This is a genomic window from Paenibacillus sp. V4I9 (assembly GCF_030817295.1).
Classification (GTDB): Bacteria; Bacillota; Bacilli; order Paenibacillales; family NBRC-103111; genus Paenibacillus_E.
Window position 1 is genome coordinate 5,965,225 of sequence record NZ_JAUSZE010000001.1, and the last position, 18,520, is coordinate 5,983,744.

An 18,520-nucleotide genomic window follows, 5' to 3' on the forward strand; every position below is an offset into this window, starting at 1 on the left:
CGAGTTAACGCGCTTTCATGCTCAGCTCACTGATTCTTAATCGACCATACAAGGGCCATTTGTGACATCGCTGCCATCATTAAAATCCATGGAATCCAGCCCCCATCCAAATCACTGCCAAACGAGATTAAACAGGTAATTGAAATCACACGTCCAACATTCAAGAAAAACTCCCGAACAACCACACTTTCTACTTTCAATTGGCCTTTAAGCGGCAGCTTCGCAATGAGGCCATAATAATAGCCAGTCATTGTATTCCCTTGCAGCGGCGCGAAGATAGAATGCAAAATCATAAAACTTACAACCGTCCACACATTAACATTTCCTAGTAAAAAAGATACACCAATGAGGTAGCCGAGTGTTGATATGGCTAAATAAAGACGAGCTTTACTAGCGTTTGCATATTTAGATATAAAAATGCCCATTACGATCGATAGACTTGAGTATAATACACCGAGATAGCCCACAATATCTTCACGCGGCATCACTTTGAACAGTAGAATATTCGGTAAGAAAAGCATCGTCCCTTGGAGCAAACCCATTCCCAAAAATCCAAACAACGCTTTCAACCAGTCACGTTCTTTCTTCATTATAAGACCAGTCATCTTCAAGTAATAAACTCTATGATGCCCGCTTGAAGCTTTAATTTTCAATGAAATCAGCGCCGCTAGCAAGAACATACAGAATGCGATTGAGAAGACGATGGTGTAACCGCTAAGTCCTTCTTTTAATCGGATAATGAAACCGGCAAGCGCCGGTCCCGCTAAGGTTGCTGCTGTGAAAAAAATCATATTAAATGCAAGATACCGAATCCGGTTCTGTTCGTTAGAGACATCATACATCAGGGTTAAATAACCTACCCAGTAAAAAGCACCTGCAAGACCATTAAAAATAGCAAATAGGATATAATACTCGACCAGTTTCTCTTGTGCTAGAATGACGCTCAAATAGAAAAGACCTATGAGCATGATACCTAGACGATACGATACCATTCGGTCTTTCTTCTTAATCATGAGACCACCAAGCGCAAAGCCAATCGGTGTTAAGATGAAAACGATCATGCTGTATGTACCATTCACTACGACACTGTGCGTTAACCGCCATAAGTATAAGTTTAAGAACACGCCCGACATGGAAGCTCCAAACTGAAAAATAGAATGAATAATTAATGAAATTACGGCCTCACGCGACAATTGCTTCTCACGCGGAAGTGAATTTCCTCTGCTATGCAGCCAAGACCTGATTCTTATTATCATCATAGACCTCCAGTCTTCTTTATTGTAACAGCCTATTCCTTTTCTGTTAAACAGCAAAAAGCCTCAGCATTGGCGCTGAGGCTTTATTACCACCCATTATTGAGTTACTTCTTAAGGCTATCCCAAGTTTTCTGGAATTCCTCCAGCATTTGATCCTTCGTATACTTCTTCGCTACATAACCTTGCATAATATCGCCGAATTTTTTACTAGAAGCTTCGCCGCCTGGGAATTTGAACCAGTTCCAGCTAAGTGTTTTACCAGCTTTGCTGTAAGCGATAATGTCAGCTGCCAAAGGTCCTAAAACTTTCTCGTCAGCAGGAATGGATTTGAATGCAGGAATGAATTTGAATTCTTCCGTAATGTATTTCTTACCGATATCGGAACTTACCATCCAGTTCAAGAATTTCTTCGCTTCGTCTTTCACAGCAGAGTTTTTGTTGATAACCCAGTTGTTTGGTACACCAACGAACAATTTATCGTTCGCTGCAGCGTCATCGTTGATCGGCATTGGCAAGAAGCCAATTTTGATGTTCGGGTTTGTTTTTGTGATTTGAACTTGTGTCCAGTTACCTTGCTGCGTCATTGCTGCTTTACCTGTAGCAAAGTCAGTTACTTGTGTATTGTAATCTGTTTGAAGCGGATTTTTGTTACCGTATTTCAACTGTAGATCAAACAGTTTTGTCCATTGGTTAAATACTTCGTTACCCGGAATTTTTGCTGTTCCTTTGTTCAAGCCATCAATGAAGGCATTCGGATCCTTTTGGTAAGCAAACGGAAGGTTTACGAAGTGGTTACCCAGTACCCACCACTCGCCATAGCCGGTTTCAAAAGGTGTAATTCCTTTTGCTTGAAGCTTTTTAGCCGCATCTTCTAATTGTGTAAGTGTTTTTGGTAATTCGGTAATGCCAGCTTGTGTAAACAAGTCTTTATTGTATTGGAAACCATAACCTTCAAGGTTCAGCGGTTGTCCATATAGTTTACCGTTTTTCGTCATTGGCTCTTTAGCCACGTCTACAAGATCCTTAACCCATGGTTGATCGGAAAGATCTTCCAAGTTTTCGATCCATTTATCCATATCCGAGAAACCACCGTTGTTGAAAATGTCCGGTTTGTCACCTGAGTTGAACTTCGCAAGCAATGCTGCCCCGTAGTCAGCACCGCCGCCTACTGTATCAACTTGAATTTTAACATTAGGATTTTGCTTTTGATATTCTTGAATTAATTTGCCAAGTTGATCGGCGATTTCTACTTTGAATTGGAACATTTTAATTGTAACTGGTTTACCGCCTGCAGCAGGTGTTGCTGTTGCCGCTCCACCCGTTGTTGCTGTTGGAGTTGGCGCTGTTTCTTTCTTCGCGCAGCCAACGGCAACTAAAGATAGTGAAAGTACAGCCGCCATACTGATCATTGTTAATTTTTTCATTTAGGTAAAGCCTCCCTTTTAGTTTCAATCAGCTTACCCTGATAACGTTTCGTTAGCTCGTCATCAGCTTACATGGTTTATTGTAAACACTTACTTAAACCCTTAACACAGAGAATATTGAACATAAAGGTGGAAGATTTTGAACATATTTGCAAAACTGTTAACCTTTTACCGATCCTGCCGTTATGCCTTCAACAATATGTTTCTGCATCGCTAAGAAGAAAATAACGATCGGCAAAACGCCAAGTGTTAGACCAGCCAAGGCCAAATCCCATTGCTTCGTATATTGACCAAAGAAAGAAAACGTTGCTAAAGGTATTGTTCTCAGTTCTGGGCTATTTAACACGAGTGAAGGCAGCAGATAATCATTCCATATCCATAAACTGTTTAAGATAATGACTGTCGTGGACATCGGCTTTAACAGAGGGAAAACAATTCGCCAAAATACCCCATACGGCGAGCATCCATCCACAGTGGCTGACTCTTCAATTTCAAGTGGAATGGATTTAATAAAACCATGGAACAAGAAGACGTTCAGTGAAACACCGAATCCGAAATAACAAATAATCAAGCCGAACTTGCTATCCATTAGTCCAACTTCATTAGCTACACGCACAAGCGGGATCATGATAGATTGAAACGGAATAACCATTGCAGCAACGAAAGCTATAAATACAAGGTTGTTGAATTTACTTGATTTGCGCACCATTCGATAAGCGGCCATGGAACTAATCAACACAAGCCCTACATTACTGAACACAGTAATAATGAAAGAGTTCAGAAATGCACTTGGGAACTTCATGATTGTCCATACCTTCGTATAGTTGTCAAGATATAAGCTTGACGGAAGCTTCGCAGTGCTGGCTGCCAGCTCCGGGAATGTTTTAAGTGAGTTAACGATGACGAAGTAGAAAGGAACTAAAAATAAAAGTCCTATTAAGATGCCGAGCACCTCGAGTGTAAATAATCGTCCTGAGTATTTTTTGACCGATTCCATTAAACTTCAACCTCCTTGCGTTTCGTATACATGACTTGGATGGTCGAAATAATGGCCACTACAACGAAGAATACTAATGCTTTTGCTGTTCCTAAACCATAGTTGTTATTCCGGAACGCTTCCTGATAAATATTGATGGAAACGGATTCTGTTGAGTTGAACGGTCCACCTTTGGTCAAGGCAAAGTTCAGGTCAAACATCTTGAAGTTCCATGAAATTGTCAGGAACAAACATACGGTAACAGCCGGCATAATGAGTGGAATGATAATGTTCTTAAGCACTTGTAATCGCGTAGCACCATCGATATAAGCCGCTTCAACCATATCTTTGGGCACATTCGAAAGCGCCGCAATATAAATGATCATTAAGTAGCCCGAACCTTGCCATATACTAACGATGGCGATTGCCCAGAAGGCTGTAGGTGCATCACCCAACCAAGGAAGTTGGAAAAAACTAATATTGGTCAATTCTCCTAACGTCCCGAACCCTTTGACGAAAATAAACTGCCAAATGAAACCAAGAAGAAGTCCACCAATAACATTCGGCATGAAGAAAATAGTACGCAGTACATTTCTGGTTTTCAGTGCCTGAGTGAGCAAGAGCGCCAAAAGAAACCCGACAAGATTCGTGAGAATGACATCCGTCACGGTGATTCTTGTTGTAAACCAGAATGCGTTGCGATAGTCTGTGTCATGAAAAAGAAGGTGTTTGAAATTGTCTAGGCCGTTGAACTTCACGGTTGTTGTCACACCATTCCACTCGGTAAATGAATAATAAATACTCATGAGAAAAGGAGTAACAACAATGAGTGCGAAAAAGATCAGCGCGGGTCCGACAAACACCCATTGTTGTAGAAGTCCTGCTAACCCTTTGTTGGTTTTCATGGGAATTTCCCCCTTACGATTATCTAACTATAAGCTATAGTATAAATCCCTTTGTCTTCGTGAAACACAGATTATCGTGATGCATTAGGTGGAATTTGTTGACCTCTACTGCTACAATATAGGGTGAAAAGTCTAAAAAGAAACCGAGTTGATGCACCTTGTTTCGTCATAGTATACGCAATAAATTAATCCTTTTTCTGCTCATTGCGACCTTAGTTCCATTCACTACATCCATTGTTGTTTCTTATATATTCACCAAGGACAAAGTCACAGAAGACACAATTACGAATAATTCGGCCCTGATATCTCAAGCAAAAATGAATTTGTTGAATTACTTAAATGGTGTTGTCCAGGCATCTACTACGATTTATACAGGTCAGTATTCATCTGTTGGTTATCTTTACGATATTCTGCAAACCGAGCGAGAAATCGACTACATGAGTGATAAGGTTATCAAAAGCGGGCTGCAGGTCATGTCCCATTCGGTTAAAGAGATCAAACAAATTTATCTTTACGCCTCCGTTAGCGACCGTTCTTATTTAGCGAGCAGCGACATTCAAGGAAGCACGATCGGTAAATATGAATCTCTTCGGCAGTTCCCCGAGAACAAAACCGTTTATTTTGAAACCACTCATGCAAGCCATAATTACAATATTGCACTTAATGTGTATTCTGCTCCAACCCCTGTCCTATCTATGCATCGTAAAGTTATGTACTCCCCAAGTAACATCTCAATTGGTGAGCTGATAATTGATCTTCAGCTGAATCTAGTCTCTGAAATATCTCAAAGCTTATTCACCCATGACCAAGAAGAACTGTATATCCTGGATGATAAGGGGTTCATCGTGTTCGGTCCTGATGTGTCTAAATGGGGACAACCTCTTGAAGCAAGTTGGGGGAATGAGGCGATTTATAGCGATCTCCAAAAAGGTTCCTATGAATGGAAAAACGGCGCTTATGCGGGGATAAATATTTATGAAAAAATGAAAACTGACTATGTTAACTGGACGATCGTGAAGCGGCTTCCCTATGAGCAATTAACGAAAAATGCCAGACAGTTAACTTTAATTAATTCTTTGATCCTTACTCTGTTTATGTTGATTGTCATTGCCGGAACCATTTATATCAGCATTAAATTTACAGAGCCTATCAAACAATTAATTCGTTATATCACACGCATACAGGCTGGACAAGTTCAGTTAGGCCAATTGAATACCGATATCGAGCTCACTCGTACGGATGAAATGGGCATTCTCGCCAATCGATTCCATGGCCTTATGCAGGATTTAAATCAAATGGTGATGCGTGAATATCGTCTTGAGCTTGCAAACAAATCGAATCAGCTTATGGCACTTCAAGCTCAGATCAATCCGCACTTTTTGAATAACGCGCTCCAATCGATCGGAACACTAGCTTTGCAGCATGATGCACCAAAGGTCTATGCTTTGATTTCGTCACTTGCCAAAATGATGCATTACAGCATGAACACGAATGAATCCGTCGTTCCTTTACACAAAGAAATCGATCATATTAAAGCCTATCTCGAACTGCAAAAGCAGCGCTTCGAGCACCAATTCGAAGTTATTTACGAGATCGAAGAAAGCACGAAAGCAATCTCTGTACCCAAGATGATCCTTCAACCGCTTGTCGAAAACTATTTCAAACATGGCTTTAAACCGAGTGCAGCTACGGGCTTATTACGTATTCAAGCAATGAAGCTTATCGTTCATGAGGATGAATACTTGAAACTCATCGTTGAGGATAACGGAATAGGTATAACCGAGCACCGGCTCCACGAAGTAAGAAACAGACTGAATACCCCATCGATAACCGATGAGGCTTGTATTGGGCTTAGTAATGTACTGACCAGAGTACAATTGTACTTCACTGATGATGCATTTCTTGATGCCCAGCATGTACAGCCCCAAGGTCTACGGATTGTGATCCATATTCCTATGAAAAAGGGAGCACTTGAATGAAAGTATTACTTGTTGATGATGAGAAACATGTGCGCGATGCCATCCGCCTGCTTGTGGACTGGAAGCAGTACGGCATAGAAACTATATTAGAAGCCCAAGATGGTGAATCGGCCATAGAGATCGTAAGTCGTGATCATCCTGCGATTATTATGACCGATATGATGATGCCAATTATGAATGGCGTAAAATTGCTCGAGTGGCTGCATACGCATGCTCCTGACTCGAAGACGATCGTTATTAGCGGTCATGACGACTTCTCTCTACTTCGCCATACGTTAAAGTATGGCGGAACGGACTATATATTGAAGCCTATTGATCCCGAGCAGTTAAATGAAGCGCTAGATAAAGCCATCCACGCTTGGAATAAGGATGAGGAGCTTCGTCATACCAATCGAGAACTGAATATCGAAATGAACCAAATTAAGCCCATGTACTGGGACAAGCTGCTATCGAACTTAATTGCCGAACCCTCCGCTTATGATCAAGCGGCCGAGCAGCTCGAGAAAGAGCTTCATTTATCTCGGACTATTCGAGATTGCCGTGTTGCTATTTTATCCTTAGATACGATGGAACGCAGTGTGAAGAACAAGTTCAGTCATAATCTGGACCTCCTGCTCTTCTCGCTTATTAACATATGTAATGAATTCCTCGTTAACGATCAGCGCGGTTATGCTTTCCGCCATTGGAACAGCGATAACGAAATTGTATTGCTTCTATGGAAGGATCAATCTGGCTCTGAGGCATTTCTCGCAAAAATTAATGAAGGTATACGCACAGCGCTTCATACTCGCGTGGACTTCGGTATTGGAAGCTCTCACTCCTTTCCAACGGATTTGACTTTATCCTATCAGGAAGCCCGTGATGCCCTCAGACAGCGAAATCTCAAATCCAAGGAAACATGGATTCACAGTACATTAAAAACAGCCAAAACCGTTCAGCCTGCGCTTACTTTCAGCCAATATGAGGAACGGATTCAACTCGCTATTCGCAGTGGCAGCATTGACCAAATTCAAGAAACGGTTCAAGAATGGATGGACGCCGTCAAACTGAGCGAAGCCATTACACTCGAACAGCTCGACCATTGGTGGCGGGAATACAGGGTGATGAAGCGTCGTTGGGTGCAGCAATTTTTCTATAACATTAGTGAAGATCAGGTTAAACAGCTGCTCCTTGATGAGCCATCCAGTTTGATCGTTCCGCTTGATGAGCATGGGATCCTATCTCTATCACTGTGGCAGCAGGAACTCACTCGGAGTATTGTTCACTTGTCGAAGCTGCTTCTTGAGAGTCAGCAGAAGGACAAAAGCGTTATTTTTGAAATCGCAGAGTTCCTTGAGAAGCACTATCACGAAGATGTCTCGCTTCAGGATATCGCGAATCGATTCTACCTCAGCCGCGAGTACATCTCACGGAAATTCAAACAAGAGTTCGAGGTAAATCTTTCTGACTACTTAGGTCAAATTCGCATGAGTAAAGCAAAGGTCCTGCTGCGCAATCCATATCTTCGGATTTCACAAGTAGCGGAGATGGTCGGTTATCAGGACGAGAAATATTTCAGCAAAGTTTTCAAAAAACTAGAGGGACTCACCCCAAATGAATATCGAAAAACGGCGAATTCTATCTAAAATTCTGTAAAAAATATGGAATATGTTATACTAGTAATCAGAGGTGATTTTCATGAACATGCCCATCGAGACTACGACTGCGAATTCTTTCCCTCGCGCTGCTTCGAAGGCTACGAAGGTAAGAAAGAAAACGTACGTATACTTGTTTGTGGGTTGGGTCATGCTGATCGCAATCGGAGTAGCCGCAGCTATGATGTACACAGAGCATTTGAGGCAAAAAATTGCAACCGATATCGCACAGCAAACCCAGCAACAACTGCAAGTGGTTCAACAAGACTATCAGAAGCAAGTGACCCAATTGAAAGATAGTGTTACGACAGATATGAAAGCTTTACAGACAAAAGTAGACTCACTGAATGAATTACTGGCTTTCACGAAGGACAGCGCTAACAGCAAAACCGATAACAGCAACCAGCTTTATACACAGCTTGCCGACGTAAAGAAGAAGTTGGAAGAACTGCAAAAAAATCTGGATGTGCTAAAGTAATGAACGTAAATAGCATTCAACAAATCAACCGCGTCCTTCTACTTGCAAGCGCCCCGTTTCTAGGGATGCTAATTTGGCTGCTTTTCGTTACGGCGAATGTTCCTATCAACCCATTGGTACATAAGGCGTCTACGCCAATCACTTTTCAACAAGAAACGTTTACGCTTAATAACTTGCTGACCAAAGCGAATAGCGACGCAGTTCAAACCAAATCCATCATTCAGCAATATTTCGAGCTTTATGAGAAAAGCGCCACAGAAGTAGCGGCTATGCTCCAGAATGCTGCAGAACAAGCTGCCAAACCCGGCATTATCTATGATGCACGGATAACGGCCAAGCTCGGCAGCCCAATTCGACAAGCTTCTTCCGGGAATATCGACTTGAAACTTTTCGCTTTGAATGAAAGCAACTATAAAGGTTATGCGCTTAAAGTAAACCTTAAGAGCGATAAGGCCATTAAACTTGTGCTCGGCAAGGATAAAATTGGCTCCAGTGAGACAACGCTAGATGCAGTCACGCGTTATGGGGCTATCGCGGGTGTGAATGCAGGGGGCTTCGCCGATGACAATAAAGGCAAACGATATCCGCTGGACACAACAATGATGAATGGGAAGTATGTGAATGGTTTCTTTCCTACCAACAACGATACGACCTTCATTGGCCTGAATAAAGACCGCAAGCTCATTGGCGGTAAGTTTAGTTCTCAGTCTGAGCTCGACAAGTTGAACCCACTCATGGGATCTACCTTCGTTCCGGTTCTCCTGAAGAATGGTAACAAGATGTCGATTCCCTATCAGTGGCAAAGTTCACCAGCAAGAGCCGCGCGGACCATCATGGCCAACTACAAGCACGACCAGCTGTTGTTTATTGTGACCGACGGCTATGACGAAAGCGGTAATTCGGGAGCAACACTTGCTGAGCTGCAGGACAAAATGCAGCAATTAGGCATTGTGGATGCGTATAACTTGGATGGGGGCGGCTCTACCACTTTAGTCATGGGGGGCAGCGTCATCAATCGGCCATCTGATGGGAAGCTTAGACCGCTAGCCACCAACTTTCTATTTTTTAAATAACCGAAATTATTCACACTTTATTCGTTTCTTTTTTTAGAATGGTTGGGTATAATAAGCCTTAACTATGCTCAAAGATCCCAAAGCAGAGAGACTTTTAGCAGGCTAAAAGATCCCTATATATGGAGGTGCAGCAATGTTTGGTTTATCAACAACATTTTGGCTCGTTAACACCGTTTTTGTATTATTCATCGTCGCTATGATGACGGCTTCCTATAACGAGGACAAAACAAAAGGTCTGTAAACATTGAAATACAAGAAAAAAAGCATCTTCTCCGTTAGGAGAAACGATGCTTTTTCTTTTATTACTCTTATGCTCTAACCTTTAGCAAGTTCATTTCAGTTACACATACGCCGCAAATATAACGCTCTTTGAATTCACTGACACTTTCCATACTTCCGCAAAACACACATTTGGGACGATATCTCTCCAGTATGATATGGTCACCCTGCACCAAAATTTCGACAGGATCTCCTTCATTCATTTGATATCGCTTTCTTAACGACTTAGGCAGTACAATGCGTCCCAATTGATCGACTTTACGAACGACTCCGGCTGGCTTCATCATAGGACTTCACCTCTCTTCCGCTCACGTTTTCCATGCTCTCTACTTCATCTAGCATATCTATACGGACTGATACGGAATACTATTCGCCGTTATTTAAGAAACTCCTGCTAATAACATGCTGAAACTTTCTTTTCCTGTCAAATATGTCGGCTCAGTCCTACTATTGATAGGTCTTAAGCTCTAATCAAGGCCAACGAAGCCCGTCTGCCGCAAGCCCTCATACAGCATAATCGCTGCCGAATTCGATAAATTAAGCGATCTGACCGCATCTGACATTGGCAACCGCAGTAATGTTTCGGGATGCTGAGCTAACAGTTCCTCAGGAAGTCCTTTGGTTTCTTTGCCAAATACAAAAAAATCTCCATCCTGAAATGTAAAATCTGTGTAACGTTTGGTTGCCTTCGTTGACGCAAAGAAAAAACGATGCTCTTTGTATGCCTCCAGCACCTCATCAAATGAGTCATGATACTCGAGCTTAACCGAGTGCCAATAGTCCAATCCAGCGCGTTTTAGCGTCTTGTCATCCGTCTGAAAGCCTAGTGGTCTAACCAAGTGGAGATACGTGCCTGTCGCTGCGCAGGTTCTGGAAATGTTACCTGTGTTTGCAGGAATCTCGGGTTCTACTAATACAATATGAAATGCCATCTCTGTCAAATTCACCTCATTCTCTATCCTATTATAAGCGAATACGGAATGCAATTTTACACAGGGTTAACTTTATCTTAATATCTCGATGATAGAGCGCTGTCATAATAGAATTATCCTCGATAAAAGGAGTCCACCCATCGATGAAAAAGAAAATCCTAGTTGTTGATGACGAACCTTCCATTTCCATGCTTATAGAATTCAACTTGAAGCTTGTAGGCTTTGAAGTCCATTGTGTATTCGATGGCGAAGCTGTCTTCGATGCCATCCAAACGTTTCGCCCCGATCTCATCGTTCTCGATTTAATGCTGCCGAAGATGGACGGGTTCCAAGTGTGCCGCAAGCTTAGAAACCAGAATAACCTCGTACCCATTATTATGCTTACAGCTATGCAGGATCTCACGGATAAAATTGCCGGCTTGGATAACGGTGCTGACGATTATATGACCAAACCTTTTTCACCGCAGGAGCTCATTTCTCGTATACAGGCCATCCATCGGCGAATCCAAACCTTACCGTCCTCGACAGAAAATGCGCCCATCACGATTGGTCAAATCGCTATTAAAGCCGATCAACGTGAAGTCATGGTGAATGGCTCTCCTATTGAACTTACACCTAAGGAATTCGAGCTGCTGCTCTTCCTGTGTAAGCATCGCGGCAAAGTCCTTAGCAGGCAGCAGCTTCTCCATGGGGTTTGGGACTATCACTTCCTCGGAGATACCCGAATCGTCGATGTGCATATCTCTCATTTGAGAGATAAAATTGAGAACAACGCACGCAATCCGGAATATATTATGACCATCAGGAACGTTGGCTATAAGCTAACTGAGCCTGTTGTGAAGGAATCGCTGGCTTAATGGCCTCTTCGCCTTTCCCCTTCCGCATTCGGCGGAGCATCAATACGGAAAAGCCCCTGACAACTCAGGGGCTTTTCTTCATTTACAATGAACGCAAATATAAGGGCTAATCACTTATTGTGCCGCCCCGACTGCCTTAAGCCAAGCTTTGGCTATTAGCGCATGCCCTGCCGGTGACGGGTGTACGCCGTCTGGCGCCCAGTAGCTGGAGGGTGCGAGCATCGAGGCCTGTGCGAATATACCGTCAAGAGGAACCAAAAGGGCACCAAATTCCCGTGCTAACTCCCGGACGACAGTTATTTTGGGATCGAGATCCTCACGCCACAACTTCCGGTCTTCCGGCACTGGCAGTACGAATGGCTCGATCATAATAAGGTTAGCCCTGAGCTCCTCTTTCGTACGGACAAGCAGTTCCCGGTAACCTTCTTCGAATTGTTCCGCAGATGTAGGATCGTTCCTGTCATATCGTCTCCAGCAGTCGTTAATACCGATATAGATCGATACCCAGCTCGGCCCCAGTTCGATACAATCCTGTTCCCAACGAGAACGCAGTTCCTTCACTCGATTCCCACTAATCCCCCGGTTCAGGAATGTGACCTGTTTTTCCGGAAAAGAAGAACCGAACTGGGCTGCCGTCATCAAGGCATACCCTTTGCCCAAATCGGACGGATTATCTCTAATCCTTCCGGCATCCGTAATACTGTCACCTTGAAATAATACGATATCGCCTTGCTTGAATGGCACTCCCATTTGCACATCCTCCTACTCTGAATTTAATCATTAAAATCCGTAAAGACGCCAAGGCTTATGTCCACCGAAATAGCGGGCAACCTTCCGCGGTGATTCCACGGGAAAGATTCGCCCGTCAGGCGTCTCAGCACCTCGGGAAAGGATCGCTTCATCCCCCTTGCTCAAATCCAAAACGATTTCATCTTCACCCGCTTTTACATATCCGGTATGCTCAGAAACTTTAGTCCCGGATATCGTCCAGCGAATTACTCCGTTCCAGCCTGTCTTGATGCTACACGGCTCCCCGGCCAAACTCTTCACTCGAATCATTTGGGTTTCACCGTCACGACGTACAGCGCTGATTAAAAATGCTCCTTCGGTTCGCAAATTTTCGAAAGACACATCTTGCCACTCGCCCGGCACAGCTGGGAATACCCGTATCTTGCCTCCCCAGCTTTGAAGCAGCATGTCGTGTATCGCTTCTGCACCGGCAAATGGCGTTTCGATAACAGGTCCTGCTTCTTTATACATTGTATTCGGTTTAATAATCAACATCAACGATTGCAAATAACGCAAGGCCTCATCTCCCCAACCGAGAATAGCAGCTATTGATGCCGCCCCAGTAAGGCTGAAGCCGCGTAAGTCGCCTTCCTTCCCGATCCAATGACGAAGCGAGGTTGTGATCAGCTTCCGATCCTCTTCATTGTCGCAGCCAATCAAATGGAGTGGAAAAATCGCAAGCAGATGGCTGAAATGTCGGTGACCGTATGCTAGAGGCGTGTCTTGTCCAATCATAAATCCCGTCTCATCTACAGGTAACGGAGTCAGCCTTTCCAGAACTTCCTTCCATTTCCCGGTAAGCGGATCTTCCACAGTCAGCCGCTGACATATTTCCAAAAGGGTTTGGCAGCCCCAGCGTAATAAAGCAAGATCGTAATGAGAATCGCGTACCTTCGTTTTCATAAACGAGCCATATTCAGGTGAAATGGTAGGCGGAAGATGCAAACTACCGTCATCGCCTTCTTCAAGAATGTGAAGATAATAATTCACACTTCTACGTAAAAGAGGAAATAAGATGGTGTTCAGCATCTCATCATCCATGCTGTATCGATACTGCCGCCACACATTATGGCAAATCCAGTTTAAATTCCCTACTTCATCATCTACCTTAGCCAGCAAATCATAGCTGCAGCTGCGACCAAGTCCTGAGGAATCATGCCTGCAGGACTCCGGAACGTTGTTTATTAGATTTTCTCTGTTTTCATCTAAAGCGCGAACCAGCGACATCCCGATGTCCAATCGATTCGCGGTATACACCGGTGAATAACTCATTTGCACATTCATATTGAACCAAACACCCGGCCATGGCGTTGAAGTAAGCCACGGACCTTGATTATCGATCAAGGGCTGATCCGCACGTGTGGCTGAAGCCAACTTATACATTTGTATCCAATAGAAGCTTTGGAGCCGCCCATCCGGAACCGAGATGAAGCTTTGCCGATAATAGTTGTGCCACCACTGACGGTGAACGCCCACCCATGTATCGAAATCAACGATAGAGGCTTGAACAACCGCATCCACTGCTTTACCAATTGCAGCTTCGTTATGCCCTTTAATAACGGATATGAAGCAAATTCGGCGATTCGGCGACACTTGGATATCCTTCCAGGCAGTCACGCACCCATCTTCGCTTGAATATCGCTGAATGCAAAGGTTCACGCCATCTCTTGCCGTTTTTTCCACATCAATCGCAGGTATATATTGATTTAAATTGAAGCCATCCGCATTTTTCAGCACGTGATCAACTTCCAGGTAGGCGTACCACGCAAACTGTGTAGCGCTCTCCCCTTCTGATGTCTCGATCTCGACAGCCATAACCGGTTCCTCGCTATGGACAATGGAACGAAGCTTTACCTCGCCACGGGTCGTCGTCAAATTAGCACGAAGCTCCGCGTTCCATAAGTCCACCCGCATGCTCGTCGGATGATAAATCATGCCTTCCATCTCTAGATCAAGCTCACCAATAGGTACGCGTGGAGGGAAGCCCGGTTTGTCGGTCCGGTTTGCCGTTACATCTGTGCGTCCCGTGACAAAACGGAGTACATGCCGTTTTGTCGCATTTTCCTCCCCATATACCATCGCGCCGATCGAACCATTACCAATAAAGGCCCCTTCATCCCAACTGACAGGCTTCACAACCCATTCCATATCATTGTCGGCCATAAAATGTTCCCATTCTATGTCATTCATTGAAGCAGCCTCCTCTATCCTTTAATCGCTCCAATCAGAGCGCCTTTGACGAAATATTTTTGGAGAAACGGATATACAAGCAAAATCGGTACCGTTGCCACAATAATGGTCGCGTATTTCAATGTAACTGAGAGCATGGCCGAGGCGCCATCCGAAGCCCCTAAGTTTGAGCTTGCTTCCCCTTGGAGCAAAACTTCGCGCAGCACGAGCTGCAGCGGATAGAGCGATCGGTCCTGCAAGAAAATCATAGCATTGAACCATGAATTCCAATGACTGACGCCATAATACAATAACATAACGGCAATAACCGGCATGGAAAGCGGTAAAATGATCCGGAACAAAATGACAAAGTCATTCGCGCCATCTATTTTAGCCGACTCCTCCAACGCATCAGGAATCGCTTCGAACGCGGTTTTCATCAGAATGAGATTAAAGGTGTTAATCGCTTGAGGAATAATGAGCGCCCACAACGAATCGACCAATCCAACTCCTTTAATCGTCAAATAGAGAGGAATCAATCCACCGCTGAAAAACATGGTAAACACGATAAACAGCAGAAGCGGTTTACGGTAGGCCAAGCTTTTCCTTGATAACGCATAGGCCCCGAATGCTGTAAGCACGATATTGAAAAACAGACCCACCAGCACAACAAAAAACGTATTCCCGTATCCTTTCAGGATCATGGGGTTTCGAAACACATTTGTGTAAGCATCCAGTGAAAAGCCGAGCGGCCGCCACAAAATGCCTTTGTGCCCCATCAAAGCTCCAGCGTCACTAATGGAGCCAAATGCCACATAAACAATAGGATATATCGTAATGATCATCAGGAAAGTCAAGAAAATCAAATTGATGGAATCGAAGCTTTTTTCTGAAAATGTTACCCGGTTCAGCATGACTATGCCTCCTTTCTACCACAAGCTAGTATCATTTAATTTACGGCTTAACCAGTTGGAACAAATGAGCAGAATAAAATTGATCATCGAATTAAACAAGCCAACCGCCGAGCTGAAGCTATAATTGAAATCTTGTAAACCAACCCGGTACACGTAAGAAGATACCACATCCGCCGTTTCATAAGTGCCTGGATTATAAAGCAAAATGATCTTTTCGAACCCGACGTTCATCATTTTTCCGATCTCTAAAATGAGCAGAATGATGATCGTCGGCATTAAGCCGGGAAGTGTCACATTCGTCATCTGCTTCCACCTGCCTGCGCCGTCTATTTTAGCCGCTTCATATTGCTCCTGATCAATGCCGGTCAAAGCCGCCAAAAAGATGATCGTTCCCCAACCGATATGCTGCCACACACCCGAGGATACATAGACGGAACGGAAAAAGCTCGGTTCAAGTAAAAATGTCGTACGTTCCCCTCCGAAAAAGACAATCACGTCATTCATTACGCCGTCGCTGACGGTGAAATCTTTGATGATGCCGCAGATGACAACTAGTGAAATGAAATGAGGCATATACGTAATGGTCTGCACCGTGCGTTTAAATAAGGCATGTCTCACTTCATTGAGAAGAAGTGCTAGCACGATCGGTGCCGGGAATCCGAACAATAGCTGATAGAAGCTGATAAGTACTGTGTTTTTTATTGTCCTCCAGAAATAAGGTCCGGTAAAGAAGGCTTGAAAATGCTCAAAGCCTACCCAATCGCTCCCCCAAATGCCAAGGCGTGGAGAAAAATCCTTAAAGGCGATAATAGCACCATACATCGGTCCATAATGGAAGATCACATAATAAAGCAGCACCGGAAAGAGCATCACATAAAGCAGTTTATTTTTACGGATATCGATCAATATCCCTAGTCGGGATCTCTTTTTCGGTATGAAGGGAATGGCCGTTTCAGGACTGATTGTATTCATTTCTCTGCTCCCTCTCTATCCTTGGGCTAATTCCTTGCAGGTGAATACAAGCCGCTTAGTAAAGAGACCTAGTATTCCGTATTCACCTGCAAGACACCATTAAGTTTTTTATCTTTTGTTGTAGCGGTCAAGCGCATCCTGATAAATTTTCGTGACCTTATCGATACCCATTTCATTAATGCGTTTTACATACTCATCGAACTTCTCGACGGGTTCCTTGCCCATGATGAATTTCACGAACATTTCTTCTTTATAGCTGGTAATCGCCGTATTCAATTTGGCCAATTCTTTACTTTCCTCTATCGTCGGAGTTATGAAAAGTGGCATTACATGCTTAACCGCGTCCGTTTCGCCCCAAATTTTAATCGCTTCATCCTGCTCCTTGAAAGTGTTGAAGCTTTTTCGAACGTCACCTAGAAAAGGGCCATTCGGTTTCGTATATTGAGATACCATTTGTTGCAGATTAAACTTTTCATTTTTAGTAATTTTTTCGCTAAACTTAGGGACATTGTTTTCCATCTTGTAGCTGTCTCCTTCAATACCGAAGTTGAACAACAGGCTGCCTTTTTCACCATAAGCATAATCCAACCATTTAACTGCAAGCTCTGCATTCTTCGAATCGCCTGTTACCGCTTTGCTGGCAACCGGATTGTACTTGAAGTCACGCTGTCCGATAAAAGCGCGTTCCCCTTGCTTCAATGTCGGATATGGAGCTGCAACCAGTTGGAATTTCGGGTTTTTCTTCTTCCCGGTATCCATCCATCTGCCCATACCTCCGCTCAATAGACCTACCGTTGCCCCAGAACTGTCACTCATTAATTTGTTGTCCAACGCTTTGGAATCCGTGTTAAGGGCAAAGTCTTTATCAAGCAGCCCTTCCGCATACCATTTACGCAGCAAGGTCAAAGCATCTTTAAACTGCGGATCGATTGGACCGTATCTGACTTTGCCTTGATCATCGATATAGAATTTATTGGCCGTTTTGAAGGCGCCAATGAATGCGTCCTGAATGTTAAGCTCACTACTATATTGGGCGGTAAATGGTGCGGAAGCGCCTTTCTTTTCTTTGAAGGCTTTTAACACCGTATACCATTCATCGATCGTCTTTGGAACCTGAAGATTCAATTCATCCAGCCAGTCTTTACGGATCATCGGTCCTCGGAACACTAACCCATTGTCGGGACGAATCATCGGAAATGCGTAATATTTACCGCTATCTGTTTTGATCATCTTATCTAATTCTTTGTCTTGTTGAAGTAATTTCTTTAAGTTTGGTGCATTCTTGTCAATCAAATCGTTGAGTGGAAGAATGACTTTATCCGCAATCGCTTTCTCAGGTCCGCCTGGATAAGCGGCAGTCCCGCCTCCGCCCCAGTTGTATTCAATAACATCCGGTAATTTATTGGATGCAATCATCAGATTGAACTGCTCCTTCGATTGCCCGTCAGCCGGATGTGTATACTTCACTTTCACACCGGTTTCTTTTTCAAGCTGCATCCCAAAAGGAGATTCAGCCAGATTAGGTACAAAAGATGCCAAGTTCGTGTCGATCTGCTCCCAAGACGTTAACGTTTCTTGGGTGCTAATTGGATACTTAGCTCCCGCCGCTGTTGGTGCAGCAGAACCTTTTGGTGAAGTCGTGCTTTCAACAACCCCTTGTTTGGAACAACCAACAAACACACTAGATGCCACTACAACACTTAATACCATACTAATAGACTTCTTGTTCACATATTTCCCCATGTAAATCCCCCTCGTATGAATTGCTTCTATGCACTTCGGTGCACCGTGGTTTCATTATGTAACGAAAACCATGTACCGGATATCGTTAAAACCGAAACTGCATCATCAAAATCGATAAAAATCAACCTTCAATTTACGCA

The 18,520-nt window shown here is 43.7% G+C and carries 16 protein-coding genes; 5 read left to right on the top strand and 11 right to left on the bottom strand.

The window, feature by feature from the left end; all coding sequences use genetic code 11:
- Window positions 1-26: 26 nt before the first annotated feature.
- From QFZ81_RS27555 to QFZ81_RS27570, 4 genes are all read right to left on the bottom strand, one after another.
- Window positions 27-1,259, bottom strand: a complete 1,233-nt coding sequence (locus QFZ81_RS27555; RefSeq protein ID WP_307439453.1) for an MFS transporter — start codon at window positions 1,257-1,259, stop codon at window positions 27-29.
- A 101-nt stretch (window positions 1,260-1,360) separates the two neighbouring features.
- Entirely contained in the window at window positions 1,361-2,680 is a 1,320-nt protein-coding gene (locus QFZ81_RS27560; RefSeq protein WP_307439452.1) for an ABC transporter substrate-binding protein, read from the bottom strand.
- A 160-nt stretch (window positions 2,681-2,840) separates the two neighbouring features.
- Window positions 2,841-3,677, bottom strand: coding sequence for a carbohydrate ABC transporter permease (locus tag QFZ81_RS27565; RefSeq protein WP_307439450.1), 837 nt, complete (start codon window positions 3,675-3,677; stop codon window positions 2,841-2,843).
- The gene (locus QFZ81_RS27570; RefSeq protein ID WP_307439448.1) at window positions 3,677-4,561 is read right to left on the bottom strand and encodes a carbohydrate ABC transporter permease; all 885 of its coding nucleotides are present in this window, start codon (window positions 4,559-4,561) and stop codon (window positions 3,677-3,679) included. The genes QFZ81_RS27565 and QFZ81_RS27570 overlap by 1 nt, the downstream gene beginning before the upstream one ends.
- A gap of 158 nt (window positions 4,562-4,719) precedes the next feature.
- Between QFZ81_RS27570 and QFZ81_RS27575 the strand changes: the two genes are divergently transcribed.
- From QFZ81_RS27575 to QFZ81_RS27590, 4 genes are read left to right on the top strand one after another with little or no spacing between them, the layout of a single operon-like run.
- A complete protein-coding gene (locus QFZ81_RS27575; protein ID WP_307439446.1) occupies window positions 4,720-6,540 on the top strand; it encodes a sensor histidine kinase in 1,821 nt (606 codons plus the stop codon).
- A complete protein-coding gene (locus QFZ81_RS27580) occupies window positions 6,537-8,165 on the top strand; it encodes a response regulator (protein WP_307605458.1) in 1,629 nt (542 codons plus the stop codon). Before QFZ81_RS27575 ends, QFZ81_RS27580 begins: the two co-directional genes overlap by 4 nt.
- A 52-nt stretch (window positions 8,166-8,217) precedes the next feature.
- Window positions 8,218-8,652 carry a hypothetical protein gene (locus QFZ81_RS27585; protein ID WP_047677233.1) on the top strand — a complete coding sequence of 145 codons (435 nt, stop codon included), beginning with the start codon at window positions 8,218-8,220 and terminating at the stop codon, window positions 8,650-8,652.
- Window positions 8,652-9,725, top strand: a complete 1,074-nt coding sequence (locus QFZ81_RS27590) for a phosphodiester glycosidase family protein (protein ID WP_307439441.1) — start codon at window positions 8,652-8,654, stop codon at window positions 9,723-9,725. Before QFZ81_RS27585 ends, QFZ81_RS27590 begins: the two co-directional genes overlap by 1 nt.
- Before the next feature lie 308 nt (window positions 9,726-10,033).
- Here the strand turns inward: QFZ81_RS27590 and QFZ81_RS27595 are convergent, their stop codons facing one another.
- Together QFZ81_RS27595 and trmL are read right to left on the bottom strand one after the other, a co-directional pair.
- Window positions 10,034-10,288: an AbrB/MazE/SpoVT family DNA-binding domain-containing protein gene (locus QFZ81_RS27595; protein WP_047677456.1), complete on the bottom strand. Its 255-nt coding sequence runs from the start codon at window positions 10,286-10,288 to the stop codon at window positions 10,034-10,036.
- A 183-nt stretch (window positions 10,289-10,471) separates the two neighbouring features.
- Window positions 10,472-10,936, bottom strand: coding sequence for a tRNA (uridine(34)/cytosine(34)/5-carboxymethylaminomethyluridine(34)-2'-O)-methyltransferase TrmL (trmL, locus tag QFZ81_RS27600; protein ID WP_171691913.1), 465 nt, complete (start codon window positions 10,934-10,936; stop codon window positions 10,472-10,474).
- A 143-nt stretch (window positions 10,937-11,079) separates the two neighbouring features.
- Between trmL and QFZ81_RS27605 the strand changes: the two genes are divergently transcribed.
- Window positions 11,080-11,793 carry a response regulator transcription factor gene (locus QFZ81_RS27605; protein WP_047677301.1) on the top strand — a complete coding sequence of 238 codons (714 nt, stop codon included), beginning with the start codon at window positions 11,080-11,082 and terminating at the stop codon, window positions 11,791-11,793.
- A 114-nt stretch (window positions 11,794-11,907) separates the two neighbouring features.
- Here the strand turns inward: QFZ81_RS27605 and QFZ81_RS27610 are convergent, their stop codons facing one another.
- From QFZ81_RS27610 to QFZ81_RS27630, 5 genes are all read right to left on the bottom strand, one after another.
- Window positions 11,908-12,543, bottom strand: coding sequence for an SGNH/GDSL hydrolase family protein (locus tag QFZ81_RS27610; protein WP_307439436.1), 636 nt, complete (start codon window positions 12,541-12,543; stop codon window positions 11,908-11,910).
- A gap of 30 nt (window positions 12,544-12,573) precedes the next feature.
- Window positions 12,574-14,772: a glycosyl hydrolase family 95 catalytic domain-containing protein gene (locus QFZ81_RS27615; protein WP_307439434.1), complete on the bottom strand. Its 2,199-nt coding sequence runs from the start codon at window positions 14,770-14,772 to the stop codon at window positions 12,574-12,576.
- A gap of 14 nt (window positions 14,773-14,786) precedes the next feature.
- Window positions 14,787-15,665 carry a carbohydrate ABC transporter permease gene (locus QFZ81_RS27620; protein WP_307439433.1) on the bottom strand — a complete coding sequence of 293 codons (879 nt, stop codon included), beginning with the start codon at window positions 15,663-15,665 and terminating at the stop codon, window positions 14,787-14,789.
- Between the two features lie 15 nt (window positions 15,666-15,680).
- Window positions 15,681-16,637, bottom strand: coding sequence for an ABC transporter permease (locus QFZ81_RS27625; RefSeq protein ID WP_307439430.1), 957 nt, complete (start codon window positions 16,635-16,637; stop codon window positions 15,681-15,683).
- A 108-nt stretch (window positions 16,638-16,745) separates the two neighbouring features.
- Window positions 16,746-18,380: an extracellular solute-binding protein gene (locus tag QFZ81_RS27630; RefSeq protein ID WP_307605459.1), complete on the bottom strand. Its 1,635-nt coding sequence runs from the start codon at window positions 18,378-18,380 to the stop codon at window positions 16,746-16,748.
- Between the last annotated feature and the right edge of the window lie 140 nt (window positions 18,381-18,520).